The 17,182-nt window shown below is 73.6% G+C and carries 15 protein-coding genes; 4 read left to right on the forward strand and 11 right to left on the reverse strand.

Translation table 11 applies throughout. The annotated features are described in order from the left end of the window. Positions 1-28: 28 nt before the first annotated feature. On the reverse strand, positions 29-769 hold the full coding sequence (locus tag J4557_RS11735; protein WP_307799678.1) for a TetR/AcrR family transcriptional regulator C-terminal domain-containing protein: 741 nt from the start codon (positions 767-769) through the stop codon (positions 29-31). Positions 770-937: 168 nt separating this feature from the next. On the opposite strand from J4557_RS11735, the gene J4557_RS11740 reads away from it, so the two are divergent. Further along, complete coding sequence (locus J4557_RS11740; protein ID WP_208266537.1) at positions 938-2,668, forward strand: MFS transporter; 1,731 nt, start codon at positions 938-940, stop codon at positions 2,666-2,668. 211 nt (positions 2,669-2,879) lie between these two features. On the opposite strand, the gene J4557_RS11745 is transcribed toward J4557_RS11740, so the two are convergent. Together J4557_RS11745 and J4557_RS11750 are read right to left on the reverse strand one after the other, a co-directional pair. Then, the gene (locus J4557_RS11745; protein WP_208266538.1) at positions 2,880-3,806 is read right to left on the reverse strand and encodes an LLM class F420-dependent oxidoreductase; all 927 of its coding nucleotides are present in this window, start codon (positions 3,804-3,806) and stop codon (positions 2,880-2,882) included. A gap of 44 nt (positions 3,807-3,850) precedes the next feature. Continuing rightward, the gene (locus J4557_RS11750) at positions 3,851-4,936 is read right to left on the reverse strand and encodes a DUF11 domain-containing protein (protein WP_208266539.1); all 1,086 of its coding nucleotides are present in this window, start codon (positions 4,934-4,936) and stop codon (positions 3,851-3,853) included. Between the two features lie 227 nt (positions 4,937-5,163). Here J4557_RS11750 and J4557_RS11755 point away from each other — a divergent pair, with 227 nt between their 5' ends. Further along, positions 5,164-6,198, forward strand: coding sequence for a glycoside hydrolase domain-containing protein (locus J4557_RS11755; protein ID WP_208266540.1), 1,035 nt, complete (start codon positions 5,164-5,166; stop codon positions 6,196-6,198). 80 nt (positions 6,199-6,278) lie between these two features. Here J4557_RS11755 and J4557_RS11760 read toward each other — a convergent pair whose 3' ends face one another. The 3 genes from J4557_RS11760 to J4557_RS11770 all read right to left on the reverse strand — a co-directional run bounded on the left by J4557_RS11760 (position 6,279) and on the right by J4557_RS11770 (position 10,947). Next, positions 6,279-7,466, reverse strand: coding sequence for a GNAT family N-acetyltransferase (locus J4557_RS11760; protein ID WP_208266541.1), 1,188 nt, complete (start codon positions 7,464-7,466; stop codon positions 6,279-6,281). 48 nt (positions 7,467-7,514) lie between these two features. After that, complete coding sequence (locus tag J4557_RS11765; protein WP_208266825.1) at positions 7,515-8,834, reverse strand: class I SAM-dependent RNA methyltransferase; 1,320 nt, start codon at positions 8,832-8,834, stop codon at positions 7,515-7,517. A 79-nt stretch (positions 8,835-8,913) separates the two neighbouring features. Continuing rightward, positions 8,914-10,947: an APC family permease gene (locus tag J4557_RS11770; RefSeq protein WP_208266542.1), complete on the reverse strand. Its 2,034-nt coding sequence runs from the start codon at positions 10,945-10,947 to the stop codon at positions 8,914-8,916. 224 nt (positions 10,948-11,171) lie between these two features. Here J4557_RS11770 and J4557_RS11775 point away from each other — a divergent pair, with 224 nt between their 5' ends. Continuing rightward, positions 11,172-11,837 carry a potassium channel family protein gene (locus J4557_RS11775; RefSeq protein WP_151545914.1) on the forward strand — a complete coding sequence of 222 codons (666 nt, stop codon included), beginning with the start codon at positions 11,172-11,174 and terminating at the stop codon, positions 11,835-11,837. Then, the gene (locus tag J4557_RS11780) at positions 11,837-12,496 is read left to right on the forward strand and encodes a potassium channel family protein (protein ID WP_151545913.1); all 660 of its coding nucleotides are present in this window, start codon (positions 11,837-11,839) and stop codon (positions 12,494-12,496) included. Before J4557_RS11775 ends, J4557_RS11780 begins: the two co-directional genes overlap by 1 nt. A 96-nt stretch (positions 12,497-12,592) precedes the next feature. On the opposite strand, the gene J4557_RS11785 is transcribed toward J4557_RS11780, so the two are convergent. From J4557_RS11785 to J4557_RS11805, 5 genes are all read right to left on the reverse strand, one after another. Next, positions 12,593-13,381 carry a DUF3159 domain-containing protein gene (locus tag J4557_RS11785; protein ID WP_208266543.1) on the reverse strand — a complete coding sequence of 263 codons (789 nt, stop codon included), beginning with the start codon at positions 13,379-13,381 and terminating at the stop codon, positions 12,593-12,595. Between the two features lie 76 nt (positions 13,382-13,457). After that, entirely contained in the window at positions 13,458-13,880 is a 423-nt protein-coding gene (locus J4557_RS11790) for an OB-fold nucleic acid binding domain-containing protein (RefSeq protein WP_208266544.1), read from the reverse strand. Between the two features lie 65 nt (positions 13,881-13,945). Continuing rightward, entirely contained in the window at positions 13,946-14,773 is an 828-nt protein-coding gene (locus J4557_RS11795) for a hypothetical protein (protein WP_208266545.1), read from the reverse strand. 128 nt (positions 14,774-14,901) lie between these two features. Then, positions 14,902-16,257: an FtsX-like permease family protein gene (locus J4557_RS11800; RefSeq protein WP_208266546.1), complete on the reverse strand. Its 1,356-nt coding sequence runs from the start codon at positions 16,255-16,257 to the stop codon at positions 14,902-14,904. 1 nt (position 16,258) lies between these two features. Continuing rightward, positions 16,259-17,071, reverse strand: a complete 813-nt coding sequence (locus J4557_RS11805) for an ABC transporter ATP-binding protein (RefSeq protein WP_208266547.1) — start codon at positions 17,069-17,071, stop codon at positions 16,259-16,261. Positions 17,072-17,182: the final 111 nt, after the last annotated feature.

Here is a 17,182-nt window from a genome sequence, read left to right on the forward strand (position 1 = left end):
CGGTGCCGTCCGCGGGCGGCACCGCGGGCTACGCGCCGCCGCCGTCCTCGATGTACGACGCGACGCCGCGCAGCAGGACGTCGAGCCCGAACTCGAAGCGCTCGGCGCCGCCCTCGTCGGTGAGGTCGTCCACCAGCGAGACGATGTTCGGGTACCGGTCGGGCGGCAGGGCCTTGTAGTAGTCGCGGATCTGGTCGAGGTACTTCTTGAAGTGCTCCCACGGGTCCTCGTCGCCCTTGACCGCCGCCGTGTAGAAGGTGTCCTCGACGGCGTCGGCGTCGATGTACATGCCCAGCGTGTCGACGGCGAGCCCGGCGATCTTCGGGGGGACGCCGCCCGCGATCATGAGCGCCAGCTGCGCCTCCGCGACGGCGAGCAGGTGCGGGCCCGTCGGGATCAGCCCCATGGAGACCTTCGCGATGTCCCGGTGCGAGGTGTAGACCCGGCGGACCTCCATCGCGATCTCCTTCAGCTGCTCGCGCCAGCGGGCCGGATCGGGCGGGGCGGGCAGCCTGATCTCGGCGGCGACGCGGTCGAGCATCAGCTCCCGCAGCTCCTGCTTGTCCGAGACGTGCGCGTAGAGGGAGGCCGGGCCGGTGCCGAGCTCCTGCGCGACGCGGCGCATGGTGACGGCCTCCAGCCCCTCGGCGTCCAGGACGGCGATCGCCGTCTCGACGACGAGCTCCTGCGTGAGCGGCTGCCGGGACGGCGCGGCCCTGCGCGGCCGGCGGCCCGGCGGCGTCGGCATGTCCGAACGTGCGCTGGCCACCTCGGGACCTCCCAATTTCGCGATACATCTTGACTATCCCGAAACGCGATATATCTTCTCTACCTGAGAGACAAAACCGCGCTACGAACATCGTATTTGACACGAACGTCGTTCCCATCATAGAACGGTGTTCGTAGCTACGAACAGTGTTCCCCCGATGGAGACGAGATGACCGAGACACTGCAGACCCCCGCGGGGGCCACCGGCACGGCCGGCTACCGCTGGCGCTGGGCCGCCCTCTTCGTGATCCTCGCCGGCGAGATCATGGACATGCTGGACTCCCTGATCACCAACATCGCCGCCCCCACCATCCGCGCCGAGCTGGGCGGCTCCGCCGCCACCATCCAGTGGCTCGCGGCCGGTTACACCCTCGCCATGGCGGTCGGCGTCATCACCGGCGGCAGGCTCGGCGACCTGTACGGCCGCAAGCAGATGTTCCTCGTCGGCGCGGCCGGCTTCACCGCCGGCTCGCTGCTGTGCGGCGTGGCGGTCTCGCCCGGCATGCTGATCGGCGCCCGGCTGGCGCAGGGCCTGTTCGGCGCGCTGATGCTGCCGCAGGGCATCGGCATGATCAAGCAGATGTTCAGCGAGAAGGAGATGGGCGCCGCGTTCGGCGCGTTCGGCCCGGTCATGGGCCTGTCGTCGGTCGGCGGTCCGGTGCTGGCCGGCTGGCTGATCGACGCCGACCTGTGGGGCACCGGCTGGCGGATGATCTTCCTGATCAACCTGCCGCTCGGCCTGGCCGCCGTGCTCGCCGGGCTGCGCTTCCTGCCCGCCGGGCGGTCCCCGCAGGCCACCCGGCTCGACCTCACCGGCGCCGCGCTGGCCTCCCTCGGCGCCGGGCTGATGATCTACCCGCTGGTGCAGGGCCGCGAGCTGGACTGGCCCGCCTGGACCTTCGCGATGATCGCCGCGTCCCTGGCCGTCTGGGCGGTCTTCGCCTGGTACGAGACGCGCAAGCAGCGGGCCGGCGGCGACCCGCTGATCATCCCGAGCCTGTTCCGCAAGCGCGGCTTCACCGGCGGGCTCGTCGTCGGCGTCGTCTTCTTCAGCGCCATGGCGGGCACCGGCCTCGTGCTCTCGCTGTTCTTCCAGCTCGGCCTCGGCTTCTCCCCGCTCAAGGCCGGCCTGTCGCAGATCCCGTGGTCGGCCGGCGTCGTCCTCGGCTTCGGCGCGGCCCAGGCCGTCCAGCGGTTCGGCCGCACCGTCATCCAGGCGGGCACCCTCGTCATGGCGGCCGGCATCGCCGGGATGTTCCTCACGCTGCAGCTCGCGGGCACCGGCGTCACCCCGTGGCAGCTCGTCCCGGCCCTGACCGTCACCGGGCTCGGCATGGGGCTGCTGATGGCCCCGTTCTTCGACACCGCCCTGGCGGGCGTCGAGCCCGAGGAGGCCGGCTCGGCCGGCGGCACCCTCACCGCGGTCCAGCAGCTCGGCAGCTCGCTCGGCGCCGCCGTCCTCGGCACGATCTTCTTCGGGCTGCTCGGCGGCCACGTCGCCACCGCCGCCGACGACGGGTCGGCCGCGCTGCGGGGACGGCTCACCGCCGCGTCCGTCCCGGCCGCGCAGCAGGAGCGCATCGTGACGGGGCTGCGCGCGTGCGGCCACGACCGGGCCACCGCCAAGGACGCCGAGGCCGTGCCGCCGTCCTGCGCGCGGATGCAGGAGGACGTCAAGGCGGCGATCGCCGCGGCGCCCGCCTCCGCCCCCGCGATCCGGAAGGCGGTCGCGGCGGACGCGGCGCACGCCGCCGAGGTCGGCTTCACCGGCGCCATGAAGATCACGCTGTGGATCGTGGTCGGCATGCTGGGCCTGACCTTCCTGGCCGTGTTCCTGCTGCCGAGGCACGCCCGCCCGCAGGACGCCGCCGGCGGCGGCGCGCAGCCCGCGATCGCCTGACGCCCGCCCCGGCGGCCCCACGGCTCCGGCGGCTCCCGGCCCGGCGTCGCGCGTCCCGCGGCCGGCGGCCCGCGGTCCTGCGCCCCGGCCCGGCAACCCCGGAGAAAGGCCCGCGGCGAGGACGAGCGCTCCACCACGAAGCGCACGTCCCGCCGCGGGCCTTCAGCCGTACCGGGCCCGCCTCGACGGACGGGCGGCGGAGCGGCGCCGGTCACACCTTGGCCAGCACCTCCGACGCCAGCAGCTCCAGGTGCTCCAGGTCGCTCAGATCGAGGACCTGCAGGTAGAGCCGCTCGGCGCCCAGCTCCCCGAACCGCCCGATCTTCTCCACGACCTCGGCGGGGGTGCCCGCCAGGCCGTTGTCCCGCAGCTCGTCGACGCGGCGGCCGATGGCGTCGGCGCGGCGCGCGATCTCCGCCTCGTCCCGCCCGCAGCAGACCACCTGCGCGGCGGAGTACACCATCGGCCTGGTCCGCCCGGCCTCCCGGCAGGCGGCCCGGACCCGGTCGAACGCGCCCCCGGTGTCCTCGACCTGGTGGAACGGCACGTTGTACTCGTCGGCGTAGGCGGCGGCCAGGCGCGGCGTCCGCTTCGGCCCGAACCCGCCGAGGATCACCGGCGGGCCGCCCGCCTGCGCCGGCTTCGGCAACGCGGGCGAGTCCTTCAGCGTGTAGTGCCTCCCGGCGAAGGAGAACGTCTCGCCGTCCGGCGTGCCCCACAGCCCGGTGACGATCCGGATCTGCTCCTCCAGCCGCTCGAACCGCTCGTTCAGGCTGGGGAACGGGATGCCGTAGTGGACGTGCTCCTCCTCGAACCAGCCCGTCCCGATGCCGAAGTCGACGCGGCCACCGCTCATCTGGTCCACCTGCGCGACCGAGATGGCCAGCGGCCCCGGGTAGCGGAACGTCCCGGCCGTCACCAGGGTGCCGAGCCGGATCCGGCTCGTCTCGCGGGCCAGCGCGCCGAGCGTGACCCACGAGTCGGTCGGGCCCGGCTCGCCCGACACGTCTCCCATCTTGGTGTAGTGGTCGGAGCGGAAGAACGCGTCGAAGCCGAGGTCCTCCGCCGCCTTGGCGACCGACAGCAGTGTTTCGTAGCTCGCCCCCTGCTGGGGCTCGGTGAAGATCCGTAGACGCATGGGTCCATCCTCGTACGTCCGCGCCCCGGCCCGCGCCACCGGACCTACTTCTGCGCCGCCCGCTTGGACTGGGGCGCCCCCGCCTGCGCCTGCTTCGGCGCGTGCTTCTTGCCCCCGGCCTGCTCGGCGTGGCCCTTCTTCACAGGGCTCTTCTTCACGGGGCCCTTCTTCGCGGGGCCCTTCTTCGCCGTCATCCTGGTGCGCACGGTCGCGGAATTGTTGCCGGGGTGCGGGTCGATGGTCGACGACGTGACCCGCGAGCCGTACACGAGCACCCTCCCGGTCCGGACGTTCCCGGCCGGCAGCACCTTGAAGCGCAGCGTCCGCGTCTCGCCGGGCCGCAGCGAGCCGACCCCGCACACGAAGCCCCGCTGCTCGGGGACGCACGCGGCGTTCCCGACGAGCAGCCGCACCGGTCCCGACGCGTGGACGAACACGTTCTCGGCCGCGGCCGGACCCCGGTTGGCGACCTTCAGCCGGTAGGAGATCGGCGCGCCGGCCCGCGCGGTCGCCGGCGCGGTCTTCTCCAGGACGAGGTCCGCCGTCCGGGCGACGCGCACCACCGGGAAGCTCGCGGCGGCGCGCTGCCCGCGCCACGTCGCCGTCGCGGGGATCCGGAGCGCCTCGCCCGGCCGGGCGCGCCGGGCGACCTTCGCACGGATCGTCCCGGCGACCGTCTCACCGGGCCGCACGGCGCCGAGATCGCACTCGACCGTCCACCCGCTCACCGCGCAGTCGCGCCGCCCCGACACGAACTCCAGCGACTTCGGCAGCGTCGCGCGCACCACCGCGCGGCCCGCCTTCCCCGGCCCCTTCGCCGTCACCGCGAACGGCCAGTCGTACGTGCGGCCGGGCAGCACGGCCTGCCCGGGACCGCTGGTGTGCAGCCGCACCGACCTGGCCTTCTTCTGCTGCTTGACGGGCTTCCGATGCGGCGCCGGGCGGGCCCGGCCCTTGCCTTTGCCCTTGTGCCCCTGCCCCTTGCCCTTGCCTTGGGGGCCGTGCTCCCCCTTGTGGCCCGACGGGCCGGGGCCGTCGGCCCGCGCGGCCGCGCCCACGGGCGGCACGACGCCCAGCAGCGGCACGGCCGCGAGCACCGCGAGCCTCCGCGCGCCGACGCGCCCCGTCATCCTCCGGATCATCCTGAAACCTCCTGTGACCTGCACCTTCGTAGCGGACAGGTCCGTTGTAGCGAGCCGCAGGTAAAGGCGCTAGCGCAACGCGGGCGTGTCGTGACGGAGAGTCACAACGGGCGGACTGGTCCGTTCTGGGCGATCCAACCTCGGGAATCTCCTGCGACGAAAAGGGCACAAGCTGTTGAATCGGCAATGACCTGGATCCGAATCATGGAGTTGACATGGCAGTCTTCGGCGTCGACTACGCGTGGGGACGCCCCGGCGCGTCCGCGCTGAAACGCGCCGGGGCGACGTTCGCGTGCCGCTACCTCTCGCACGACACCACCGGCAAGAACCTGACCCGCGCCGAGGCGGACGAGCTGTCGGCGGCGGGCCTGTGGCTGGTGGTGGTGTGGGAGACGGCCGCCAACCGGGCGCTGGACGGCAAGGCCGCGGGGACCGCCGACGCGCAGGCCGCCGCGAGCCAGGCCAAGGCGTGCGGGATGCCGGACGACCGGCCGATCTACTTCGCGGTCGACTGGGACGCCTCGTCCTCCCAGCAGAGCTCGATCAACGCCTACCTGGACGGCGCGGCGTCCGTCCTCGGCCGCGACCGCGTCGGCCTGTACGCCGGGTACGGGCCGGTCAACCGGGCGTTCGACGCCGGGAAGATCGCCTACGGGTGGCAGACCTACGCCTGGTCCGGCGGCCGCTGGGACGCGCGCGCCCAGCTCCAGCAGTACTCCAACGACCACACCATCAACGGCGTCGGCCTCGACTACGACCGCGCCGTCAAGAGCGACTACGGGCAGTGGCGCGTCGGCGTCTCGCCCGAGAAGGAGAACGACGACATGCCGAGCTACGTGTCCGTCGGCACGACCAAGGAGCAGCAGCTGCCCTCCGGCCAGTGGACCAACGTCAGCTGGCAGCACGACTACGCCGACTCCGAGCACCAGCACAGCGACGCGGGCGGCCCCAGCATCCTGTGGGGGTCCGCCCGCTACGCGCTGACCGTCGCCGTCACGGTCACCGGGGTGCCCGCGGGCACGCTGATCCAGGCCCGCGCGGTCGAGGTCGACGCCAAGGACGACAGCAAGGTGACCGGCGGGCCCGTGCAGGACTACGTGTCGGCCGGCGACAAGACCAACCTCGTGTACTCGCTGGGCGCCGACACCGTGGGCGACGGCTACCGGGTGCGGTTCCAGATCGTCCAGCACGGCTCCGGCGCCGCGAAGGTCGCCACCGGAGGAAGCGCCAAGGTCTTCTTCTGGCGCTGATCCGCCCGGCGCCGCCCCGCCGGGTCACGGCGTGCCGTCGTCATGGGTCGCTCATCACGACCGCACGCAGCGGCTCGACGTCAGAAGTCGTCGTTGGTGTAGGGGGCCAGCGGGACGGCGAGGGCGGCGTCCAGGCGCGCGGCGGCGCCCGGCGTGTGCTCGGTGACCGCCCCGATGCGGACCAGCGTGCTCAGCCTGGCGCCGCCGAGGTAGACGGCGCCGAGGTCCGCGACGCCCAGTGACAGGTCCGGCGCGTCGGCGGTGGGCTCGCAGCCGGGCGCGGCCCCGGTGGTCAGGCGCCAGCGGCCGTGGTTCGCGGGGATGCGGGCGTCCGCGACGTCCAGCACGAACCCGTCACCGGACGCCCAGGACCGGGCCCGGAGCGCGGCCGGGACGTCGACCAGCCGCAGCCACAGCGCGCCGTACTCGCCCGTCACCCTGACCTGGTCCGGGTCCGCGGCCATGTGCGGCAGCAGGTCGTCCACCGGCCGGCTCGGCGCCTTGATCCGCGACGTCAGGTCGATCCCGGCGAGGTACCGCCACAGCGCGGCCTCGACCCGGGCGTCCGCGGCGACGAGGTCCTCCAGCCGCACGGTGCCCTGCCCCGTCCGGTAGATCGCGTAGCCCTCGGGGTGCACGACGACGCGCGGCTCGGTGAGACGCTCGTCGCTCAGCTCCTCCTCGGGCAGGACGTTGCGGGACCACCACTCGCCGTCGCGCACCAGCCCGCCCGGACGGCGGGACAGGGCGGCCTCGTGGATCGGGGCGAGCACGGCGGGCGCCTCCCCGGGCTCGACCAGCCGCAGCGGCCGCGGGTCGGGCTCGGTGCGCAGTTCCAGCGGGCGGGAGGTGTCGACCTCCAGCTCGACGGCCCGGTCCGCGAGGCCGAAGCCGTAGCGGCCGTAGATCGCGCCCTCGGACGCCCACAGGGCCGCGACCGGGCGGCCCGCGGCGACCGCGTCCGCGTGCATCCGCTCGATCATCGCCGACAGCACGCCGCGGCGGCGGTGCGTCGGCAGCACGCCGACCGCGGTGATCGCGGAGCAGCCGACCGTCCCGCCCGGCACGGCCAGCCGCATCGGCAGCGCGGCGAGCTGCCCCGCCCGGACACCGCCGGACCAGGCGCCGACGCGTTCGGCCCGGCGCATCATCCACCGCCAGCGTTCCAGGTCGCGCTCGCGGATGCGCTGGTGGAACACCAGGCCGGAGAAGTCGATCATGCCGTCCAGGCCGTCCTCGGGGACGTCCCTGATCTCCAGATCGGTCATGCGCCCACGGTAACCAGCGCCCGCAACCGGTTTTCCGGGCGCGGGCGGTCAGCCCCTGACCAGCGTCGCGAGGCACTCCACGTGCTGGGTCATCGGGAAAGCGTCGAAGGCGCGCAGGGTCTCCAGCGTCCAGCCGCGCTCGCCGAAGTAGCCGAGGTCGCGGGCGAGGGTGGCGGGGTCGCAGGACACGTACGCGATCTTGCGGCCGGCGAGCCGGGTGATCTGCTCGACGACGTCGCGGCCCGCGCCGGTGCGGGGCGGGTCGAGGACGACGACGTCGGCCCGGCGGACCCGGGAGGCGGCCTGGTGGTGGCCGCCGCCGCGCTTGTTCTGCGCCTTGCCGCCGCCGGACGCCTTGCCGAACTCCAGCTCGGCGATGACCTCCTCGACGGCGCCGCGCTCGATCGAGACGTTCTTCAGGTCCCGCAGGTTGAACCGGGCGTCCCGGACCGCCTGCCCGTCGGACTCGACGCCGACGACGAGGCCGTCGGGACCGATCCGGTCGGCGAGGACGCCGGCGAACAGGCCGACGCCGCAGTACAGGTCGAGGGCGATGTCGCCCGGCTTGGGCTCCAGCGCGTCCACGACGGCGTCGGCGAGCAGCTGCGCGGCGCCCGGGTGGACCTGCCAGAACCCGCTGCCGCTGACCTGGAACATCCGGCCGGAGACGCTCTCGCGGACGTACGGCGGGTTCGATCCCGGCTCGGGCTTGCCGCGCACCAGCCGGACCGGCACGTCCAGCCGGGGCACCCGGATCTTGCGGCGGTCCCGGCCGCGCAGCACCACGAGCCGGTCGCCGGTGGTGGCGGACACGATGCCCTCGACGCCGGACGCGCCGGGCCAGCGCTTGCGCTCGATGCCCATCAGCTCGACGCCCGGGTGCGCGATCAGGCACTCGTCGACCGGCTCGATGTCGTGCGAGCGGTGCCGGCGCAGCCCGACCGCGCCGCCGTCGACGGAGAACTGGACCCGGGTGCGCCAGCCGAGGCCCGGCGGCGGCACCACCTCGCCGTCGACGGGGTACGGGACCTCCTCGACGACGACCGTGCGGGTGATCCCGGCGAGCCGGCTCAGCTGCTCCTCGACGACGGCGGCCTTGAGGGCGCGCTGCGCGGGCAGCGATGCGTGCTGCCAGTCGCAGCCGCCGCAGCGGCCGGGGCCGGCGAACGGGCAGGGCGGCTCGACCCGGTCCGGGGACGCGTCGAGGACCTCCACGGCGTCGGCGCGCAGGAAGTTCTTGGTGCGGTCGGTGACCCGGGCCCGCACCCGCTCGCCCGGCAGCGCGTGCCGGACGAACACCACGCGGCCCTCGTGCCGGGCGACGCAGAACCCCCCGTTGGCGACGTTGCCGACCTCCAGTTCGAGGATCTCGGGGACATCGGGGACATCGGGGTTCGAATCGGTACCTCGCGAGGGGGACCTGCCCCCCGGGCCGACTCCGTCGGTTTCACTCACGGTCCGAAACACTACCGCCGGGCGGGCGCGCTTCGACCCGCGGCGGACGCCGGGACGCGCCCGGCCCCGGCGGCTCCACCCGGCCCTTCAGCCGGTCGGAGGAGTGCAGCTGCCAGGCGACGCTGGTGACCATGACGCCGGGCTGGAACAGCAGCCGGCCCTTCAGCCGCAGCGCGCTCTGGTTGTGCAGCAGCTGCTCCCACCAGCGGCCGACGACGTACTCGGGGATGAAGACCGTGACGACGTCGCGGGGGCTGCGGCGCCGGACGCTCTTGACGTAGGCGAGGACGGGCCGGGTGATCTCCCGGTACGGGGAGTCGAGGATCTTCAGCGGGACCGGGATGTCGAGGGCGTCCCACTCCTCCTGGAGCCGGTTGGACTCCTCGGCGTCGACCGCGACCGTGACGGCCTCCAGCGAGGACGGGCGGGTCGCGCGGGCGTACGCCAGCGCCCGCAGCGTCGGCTTGTGGATCTTGGAGACCAGGACGATGGCGTGGTTGCGGGCGGGCAGCGCCACATCCTCGCCGGAGGGCACCAGCTCCTCGGCGACCCGGTCGTAGTGCCGGCGGATCGCCCGCATCAGCAGGAACAGCAGCGGCATCGCGATGCAGACGATGTAGGCGCCGAGCAGGAACTTGGTGAGCAGCACGACCACGAGGACGATGCCGGTGAGCGTGGCGCCGAAGGCGTTGATGGCGCGGGACGTGCGCATCCGCCGCCGCTGCGCCTGGTCGGTCTCGGTGGCGAGCAGCCGGTTCCAGTGCCGGACCATGCCGACCTGGCTGACCGTGAACGAGACGAACACGCCGACCGTGTACAGCGGGATCAGCCGGCTGACGGACGCGTCGTAGGCGTAGATCAGCAGCCCGGCCATGGTGGCGAGGATGATGATGCCGTTGCTGAAGGCGAGGCGGTCGCCGCGGGTGTGCAGCTGGCGGGGCAGGTACCGGTTCTGCGCGAGCACGGACGCCAGCACCGGGAACCCGTTGAACGCGGTGTTCGCGGCGAGGAACAGGATCAGCGCCGTCATCGTGGTGACCAGCCCGAACCCGACCTGGAAGTTGCTGAACACGGTGTGCGCGACCTGCGCGATCACCGGGTCGGCGTCGGTGACCTCCCGGCCGGTGGCGGGGTTGACCAGGTGGCTGCCCTGGTCGGGCGAGGCGAACTTGGCGTGCGTGATGTAGGCGAACGCGGTCACCCCGCCGAACATCGTCATCGCGACGACCCCGAGCGCCAGCAGCGTCTTGGCGGCGTTCTCGCCCTTGGGCTTGCGGAACGCCGGCACGCCGTTGCTGATCGCCTCGACGCCGGTCAGCGCGGCACAGCCGGACGAGAAGGCTCTGAGCAGCAGGAACACCAGCGCGAACCCGGCGACGCCCGTCTCGTCCCCGCGGATCTGGTAGTGCGCGGTCTCCGCGTCGAGCTGCGCGCCGAGGACCAGCCGGCCGAGGCCCCACAGCAGCATGGCCGTGATGGAGAACATGAACAGGTAGGTCGGGACCGCGAACGCGACCCCGGCCTCCTTGAGGCCGCGCAGGTTCCCGATCGTGAGCAGCACGACGATGGCGATGGCGACGGCCACCTCGTGCGGCTGCATGAACTTCAGCAGGGCGCCGAGGTTCTCCACACCGGACGACACCGAGACCGCGACGGTCATGACGTAGTCGACGAGCAGGGCGCTGGCGACGACCACGCCCCAGTTCCCGCCGAGGTTGGTGGTGGCGACCTCGAAGTCGCCGCCCCCGCTCTGGTAGGCCCGGACGTTCTGGCGGTACGACGCGACGACGGTGAGCAGGATCACCACGACGGCGGCGGCGACCCAGGGGGTGTAGTGGTAGGTCACGAGACCCGCGGCGGCGAGCGCGAGCAGGATCTCCTGGGGGGCGTACGCGACGGAGGAGAGGGCGTCGCTGGCGAAGATCGGCAGCGCGACCCTCTTCTTCAGCAACTGTTCGTGCTGCTGGGCGCTGCTCAGAGCGCGGCCCAGGATGAGCCGCTTCGCAAGGTCCGGAACCTTTGACACGGAAGGAGAGCCTAGCCCGTCCGCCAGATGCGCCTGCCCGGCCCCGCCGTCTGGGCCACCGGGTAGTGCTCGCCTGGGCGGATGTGTAGTTTTGCAGCCCGGCAGGGATCATTCAGGAAAGCGATCCTCGGGTGCAGCACGGCGTCGGCGGACCGGCGGCGGATGCCGTGCACGGCGCGGGGGGTACAGGGGGGACGTCCCCCTGGACGGAAGAAGGAACGGCCGTGCATATCGTGATCATGGGCTGCGGGCGGGTCGGGTCGACGCTCGCCCACATCCTCGAGGACAAGGGCCATACCGTGGCCATCATCGACCAGAGCCCGGAGGCGTTCCGCCGGCTGCGCAGCGGCTTCAAGGGCCGGCGCATCACCGGCTTCGGGTTCGACCGCGATGTGATCGTCGAGGCGGGCATCGAGAACGCGGACGCGTTCGTGGCCGTCAGCAGCGGCGACAACTCCAACATCATCTCCGCGCGGGTGGCCCGCGAGACGTTCGGCGTCGACAACGTGGTGGCCCGGATCTACGACCCCCGCCGCGCCGAGGTGTACCAGCGGCTCGGCATCCCCACGGTGGCGACGGTCCGCTGGACGGCCGACCAGATCCTGCGCCGGCTGCTGCCCGAGGGCGCCGAGCCGCTGTGGCGGGACCCGACCGGCGCGGTGCTGCTCGCGGAGCTGGACTCCGGGCACCTGTGGGTCGGCGAGAAGGTCGGGGCGCTGGAGGAGCACGCGGACTGCCGGGTGGCGTTCCTGTCCCGGATGGGCGAGGCGCTCGTCCCGGAGCGGAACACGGTGATCCAGGACGGCGACATCGTGCACATCATCGCGCGCGCCGACGAGGTCGAGCGGATCAACGCCGCCGTCGCGGCGCGGAACGAGGAGGGCGCCTGATGCGGGTCGCGATCGCCGGGGCCGGCGCGGTGGGCCGCTCCATCGCCCAGGAGCTGCTGGAGAACGGCCACGAGGTGCTCCTGATCGACAAGAGCCCGAAGGCCATCAAGGTCGAGATGGTGCCGCGCGCGGAGTGGCTGCTGGCCGACGCGTGCGAGATCTCGGCGCTGGACGACGCGGCGCTGGAGCGCTGCCAGGTGGTGGTCGCCTCGTCCGGCGACGACAAGGTCAACCTGGTGGTGTCGCTGCTCGCCAAGACCGAGTACGGGGTGCCGCGGGTGGTGGCGCGGATCAACCACCCGAACAACGAGTGGCTGTTCAACGAGTCGTGGGGGGTGGACGTCGCGGTGTCCACGCCGCGGCTGCTGTCGGCGCTGGTCGAGGAGGCCGTCAGCGTCGGCGACCTGGTCCGGCTGATGACGTTCCGGCAGGGCGAGGCGAACCTGGTGGAGCTGACGCTGCCGGACAACGCGCCGCTCGGCGGCGAGCGGGTCGGGTCGGTGAGCTGGCCGCGCGACACGGCGCTGGTGGCGATCCTGCGCGAGGGGCGGGTGCTGGTGCCGACGCCGGACGACACGCTGGAGCCGGGCGACGAGCTGATGTTCGTGGCCAGCCAGGACGTCGAGGACGAGCTCGCGGAGCTCCTCGGGGGCCGGTAGGCGCGCAGGGGACGGGCCGGGCGGCCCGTCCCCGCACCGCCGGTCGGCACCGGTCGGCGGGGCCGTGTCGGGCGGCGGACCGTGGCGGGCGGCGGCTCAGGCGCTCTCGGGCTCGTCGGCGTCCTCGCCGGCGGGGAGCGGGGTGCGGCCGCGGGCGAGCAGCCAGACCATCGTGGCGAGCGCGGCGACCTGCAGCGGCCAGCCCATGACGATCTTCGCGGGGCCGAGCAGCCCGCTCTGGTCGCCGGAGGCGAGGTAGATCGGGTACTGCACGGCGACCCGCAGCGCGCAGGGCAGCACCAGCAGCCAGGTCAGCCGGGAGCACAGCCGCACGATGCCGGGGTCGGACCGCCAGGCGGTCGGGTCGCCGGTGACGGAGCCGATGATGAACCCGACGATCGGCCAGCGCACCACGATCGAGAAGATCATCGCGGCGGCGTAGCCGGCGTTCAGCATGATGCCGGGCAGGAACGCGTCCTCGGCCTTGCCGGAGCGGAGCGCGAAGAACGCCGCGATCGCGATGCCGACGAGGCTGTTCAGCACGAACTGGACGCTGGTGCGCTGCGCGACGCGGAGCACGAGCAGCACCACCGCCGCGCCGATCCCGACGCCGACGGCGAGCTTGATGTCCTTGGAGGCGACGTAGGTCGCGGTGAAGCCGATGGTGGGGACGGCGGCCTCGATCATGCCGCGGACGCCGCCGAGCGCCTTGCTGAGCTGGGCCCGCACGGCGGCCTCGACGGTGTCGTGGGCGTCGCCCGGGACGGCGCTCGCCCCGGACGGCTCCGGCGCAGGGTCGTGCGCAGGGTCGCGCGGGGGGCCGCCGGGCGCCGCCGCGGTGGCGCCGGTGGCGGCCGCCGTCTCTGTCGCTTCCCGTTCGCTCACATCGCACTCCAGGCCGTATCGCTGCGGGGCGACCTCGCGTCCCCGGATCCGCCCCGCGCGTCCGCGCCGGGCGGGATCAGGAACCGCCGCGCAGCTCGTACCGCGGGTTGAACATGACCTTGCGCCCGTCCTGGAAGCTGACCAGGCCCTCGGCGCGCAGCCGGCGGCCCGGGTCGATGCCGGCGATGCGCCGCCGGCCGAGCCAGACCAGGTTGATCACGTCGGTGCCGTCGTAGAGCTCGGCCTCCAGCGCGGGGGCGCCGCCCCGTGGCCGGAGGGTCACCGTACGCAGCGTACCCGCCACGCAGTGCCGCTTGCGCGCCGAACATGCGGTGATGGGGGTGGCGCCCTCGTCACCGCTCGTCTTCTGCAGCTCCTCGGCTTCGAGCTCGGCCTTGCTCGACGCCATGCGCCGCAGGAAGCGCCGCAGGCCGCCCTTGCCCCGTCCCGGCGGGGCCGGGTCGGTCTCCGGGGAAGTGCGGGCCGAAACCTCGTCCATAAGTGGAAGCGTATGGCATCCCGGTGTGAATCGGACCGGTCGGCCTGCCCGTTGTGCGGCCCGTCTCAGGCGGCGGCGAACCGGACGGCGGAGACGGCCACCACGGCGGCGGCCGCGAGGCCGTATCCGGCGGTGGCGAGCGCGACCGCCCGGACGCGGCGCGCCTCGGCGAGCCCGGTGAAGGTCAGCAGCCAGGCCAGCGCCGGGAGCACGAGGACGGCGTGCATCGTGACGAAGTGCGCGGGCTTGAGGGCGGCGGCGACGTGGTAGGCGGCCTGCTGGTGGCCGGTCTGCACCTCGGCCACTCCCCTGGCGATCATCGCGGCGCCGGACGCCAGCGCGACCATGAGCGCCGCGAACCCGGCGCGCAGCGCGAGCCGCATGCTCGGCGCGGTGCCGGGGTTCGCGCGGAACGCGGCGGCGGTCAGGGCGGCGAGGGTGATCACCAGGACGGCGCCGCCGGCCGCGAGCATCCGCGAGACGGCGGTGTCGAACGGCGTCTCCATGTTGAAGTGGGACGGGACCCGCCGCCACGCCTGGAGGGTGATCAGCGCGACCTCGGCGACGCAGTCGGCCGCGAAGACCCCGAGCAGGACCCGCCGGGCCCGGTCGCCGAGGTCGAGGGAGGAGCTCACCCAGGCGATGGTGATCAGCGTCAGCCCGAAGGACAGGCCGAAGGTGACGGGCTTGCGCCAGGAGACGGGCCCGGTCCACGGGCCGCCGTCGACGGCGAACACCAGCAGGTGGACCAGGCCGCTGAGCATCAGCAGCCCGCCGACGGCGTAGCAGGCGCGCTCCACGCGCCGCCCGTCCGACCAGATGCCCCGGAGCGCCGCTCGCATCGCGGCCGCCGGCGGGCGCCCGCCGCGAACCGCACCGGCCGTTCCGTCCATGCCCGCCTCCAATGAGTGAGTGCTCACCCAGCATAACCCGGCGCATCGGCATGCGGCGAGCCCTCGCCATGGACGGCTCCATGACGAGGGCTCTCCGCGAGCGGACGAGGTCCGGTGACGAGGTCCGGTCAGGCGGTGACGGCGTCCACCGCGGGGGTGCGGAGGGTGCGGCGGGCGGCGGCCAGGGCCGTGATCGCGGTGAGGGCGGCCGCGAGGGCGACGACCCCGGCGTAGATCCAGGCGCTCCCGTCCGGGACGGCCGAGCCCTTGCGGGCCACCGCGAAGGGGATGATCGTGAAGACCGAGGCGACCGTCCCGCACGCGACGCCGACGACGGTCAGCACCGCCGACTCCAGCGCCACCGTGCCGAGCACCTGGGCCGGGGTGGCGCCCGCCAGCCGGGCCTGGCCGAACTCGCGGCGCCGGTGCACGGTGGCCGCCACCAGCGTGTTCACCAGCATGATCGCGGCGAACAGCACCACCATCCCGATGACCACCAGGTTCAGCGTCTCGATCCCCTTCTGGTCGGCGGTCTTGGCGAGGCCCGACCGGTCCATGGCGCCGTTCTCCGTGGCCTGGAGGAACAGCGTCCCGACGGCGATGCCGGTGAACAGGATGATCGGGGTCACCGCGGACGCCATCGCGCCCGTCCGGCGCCGCAGGTTCGTCACCGCGAGGTCCCCGGCGATCCCGAACGCGCGCACCGGCCCAGCCAGCAGCGCCGTCGCGCGCCGGACGATCAGCGGCGCGAGGAGCGCCAGCCCGATCGCGGCGAAGATGTCGGCCTGCCCGGACGCCGCCATGGCGTCGGTGCCCTTGCCGCGCATCATCGTCATCGTCACGACCGCCTCGTCCACCGCGAGGAACAGGAACACCCCGGCGAAGACCGCGCGCCTGCGGCCGAGCCGTCCCGGGTCTGCGGCCGCCGCCATCAGCGACTCGGTGACGCGGACGCGGGCGGCGCGGCGCGCGGTGATCAGCGCGGCGACCGTCGCGGACACGAACGTCACCCCGATGCCGGTGCCGAGCGCGAACGTCCCGAACGCGTACGGCACGTCGCCGGGGACCTGGTGGGTGCCGTGCAGCAGCCCGAGCAGGGCCCGGCCGCCGAGCGCGCCGGGGACGGCGCCGAGCAGCGCCGCCAGCGCGGCCAGGGCCGCCGCCTCACCGGCGATCATCCGGGTGATCTGCGCCGGCGTCGCGCCGACGCTCTTCAGCAGCGCCATCTCCGCCGCCCGCTGCCGGACCGACAGGGTCAGCGTGGAGGTGACCGCGAAGACGACCAGCAGCAGTCCCCAGCCGCCGACCACCATCGCCATCGTGACCAGCGTGGACCGGGTCTGCCCGGTCGCCCCGCTCGCCTCGGCCGTGTCGTACATCGAGGCGAACGCCATGATGATCGCCGAACCGAGGAGCATCGACAGGAAGCTCGCCGTGAACGCGCCCGCGCGCCTGCGCAGGGACCGCAGTGCCAGCCCGCCCATCTCACACCCCCGCCTGGGGACGGCCGGCGGCCCGCTGCCGCTCGACCTCGTCGGCCAGGTGCGTCATCCGCTCGGCGACGGCCTCGGCCGTCGGCGCGGTCTGGTAGCCGACGATCCGCCCGTCCGCGAGGAACAGCACCGCGTCGGCGTGCGCGGCGGCGACCGGGTCGTGCGTCACCATCACCACCGTCCGCCCGTACACCCGGACGGCCTCCTGCAGCAGCCCGAGGACGTCGCGGGCGCTGCGGCTGTCGAGCGCGCCGGTCGGCTCGTCGCCGAACAGGATCCGCGGCTCGGTCACCAGCGCCCGCGCGATCGCGACCCGCTGCTGCTGCCCGCCCGACAGCTCCGCCGGGAGGTGCCCGAGCCGGTCGCCGAGCCCGACGCGGTCGAGGACGTCCCGGGCCCGGGCCTTGTCGACGCGGCGGCCCGCGAGCTTCAGCGGCAGCGTCACGTTCTGCATGACGGTCAGCGTCGGCAGCAGGTTGAACTGCTGGAACACGAACCCGATCCGCTCCCTGCGGAACCTCGTCAGCGCCGCCTCGCCGTCGCCGGACAGCTCGGCGCCGTCCACCACGACCCGGCCGGAGGTCGGCCGGTCGAGCCCCGCCGCGCACTGCAGCAGCGTGCTCTTGCCCGAACCGGACGGGCCCATCACCGCGGTGAACGACCCGGCCGGCAGCGACAGCGACACGCCGTCGAGCGCGACCACCCGGTTGTCCTCCACGCCGTACACCTTCCGGACGTCCTCGAGCCGGAGCGCCTCGCCCCCGGACGGGGCCGTCCCGCCCGCCCGCGCCTTGTGTCCGAACATCGCCTTCACCTCTCCGCCCGGCGCCCCTCCCGTGGAGCGCCTCCGGAGACGAAGCTACGGAGAGCGAACGCGGCGGAGGATGGGTCCAGCACGCCGATCGGGGTAGGCAAA

Origin of the sequence: Actinomadura nitritigenes (assembly GCF_017573545.1) — a bacterium.
Classification (GTDB): domain Bacteria; phylum Actinomycetota; class Actinomycetes; order Streptosporangiales; family Streptosporangiaceae; genus Spirillospora; species Spirillospora nitritigenes.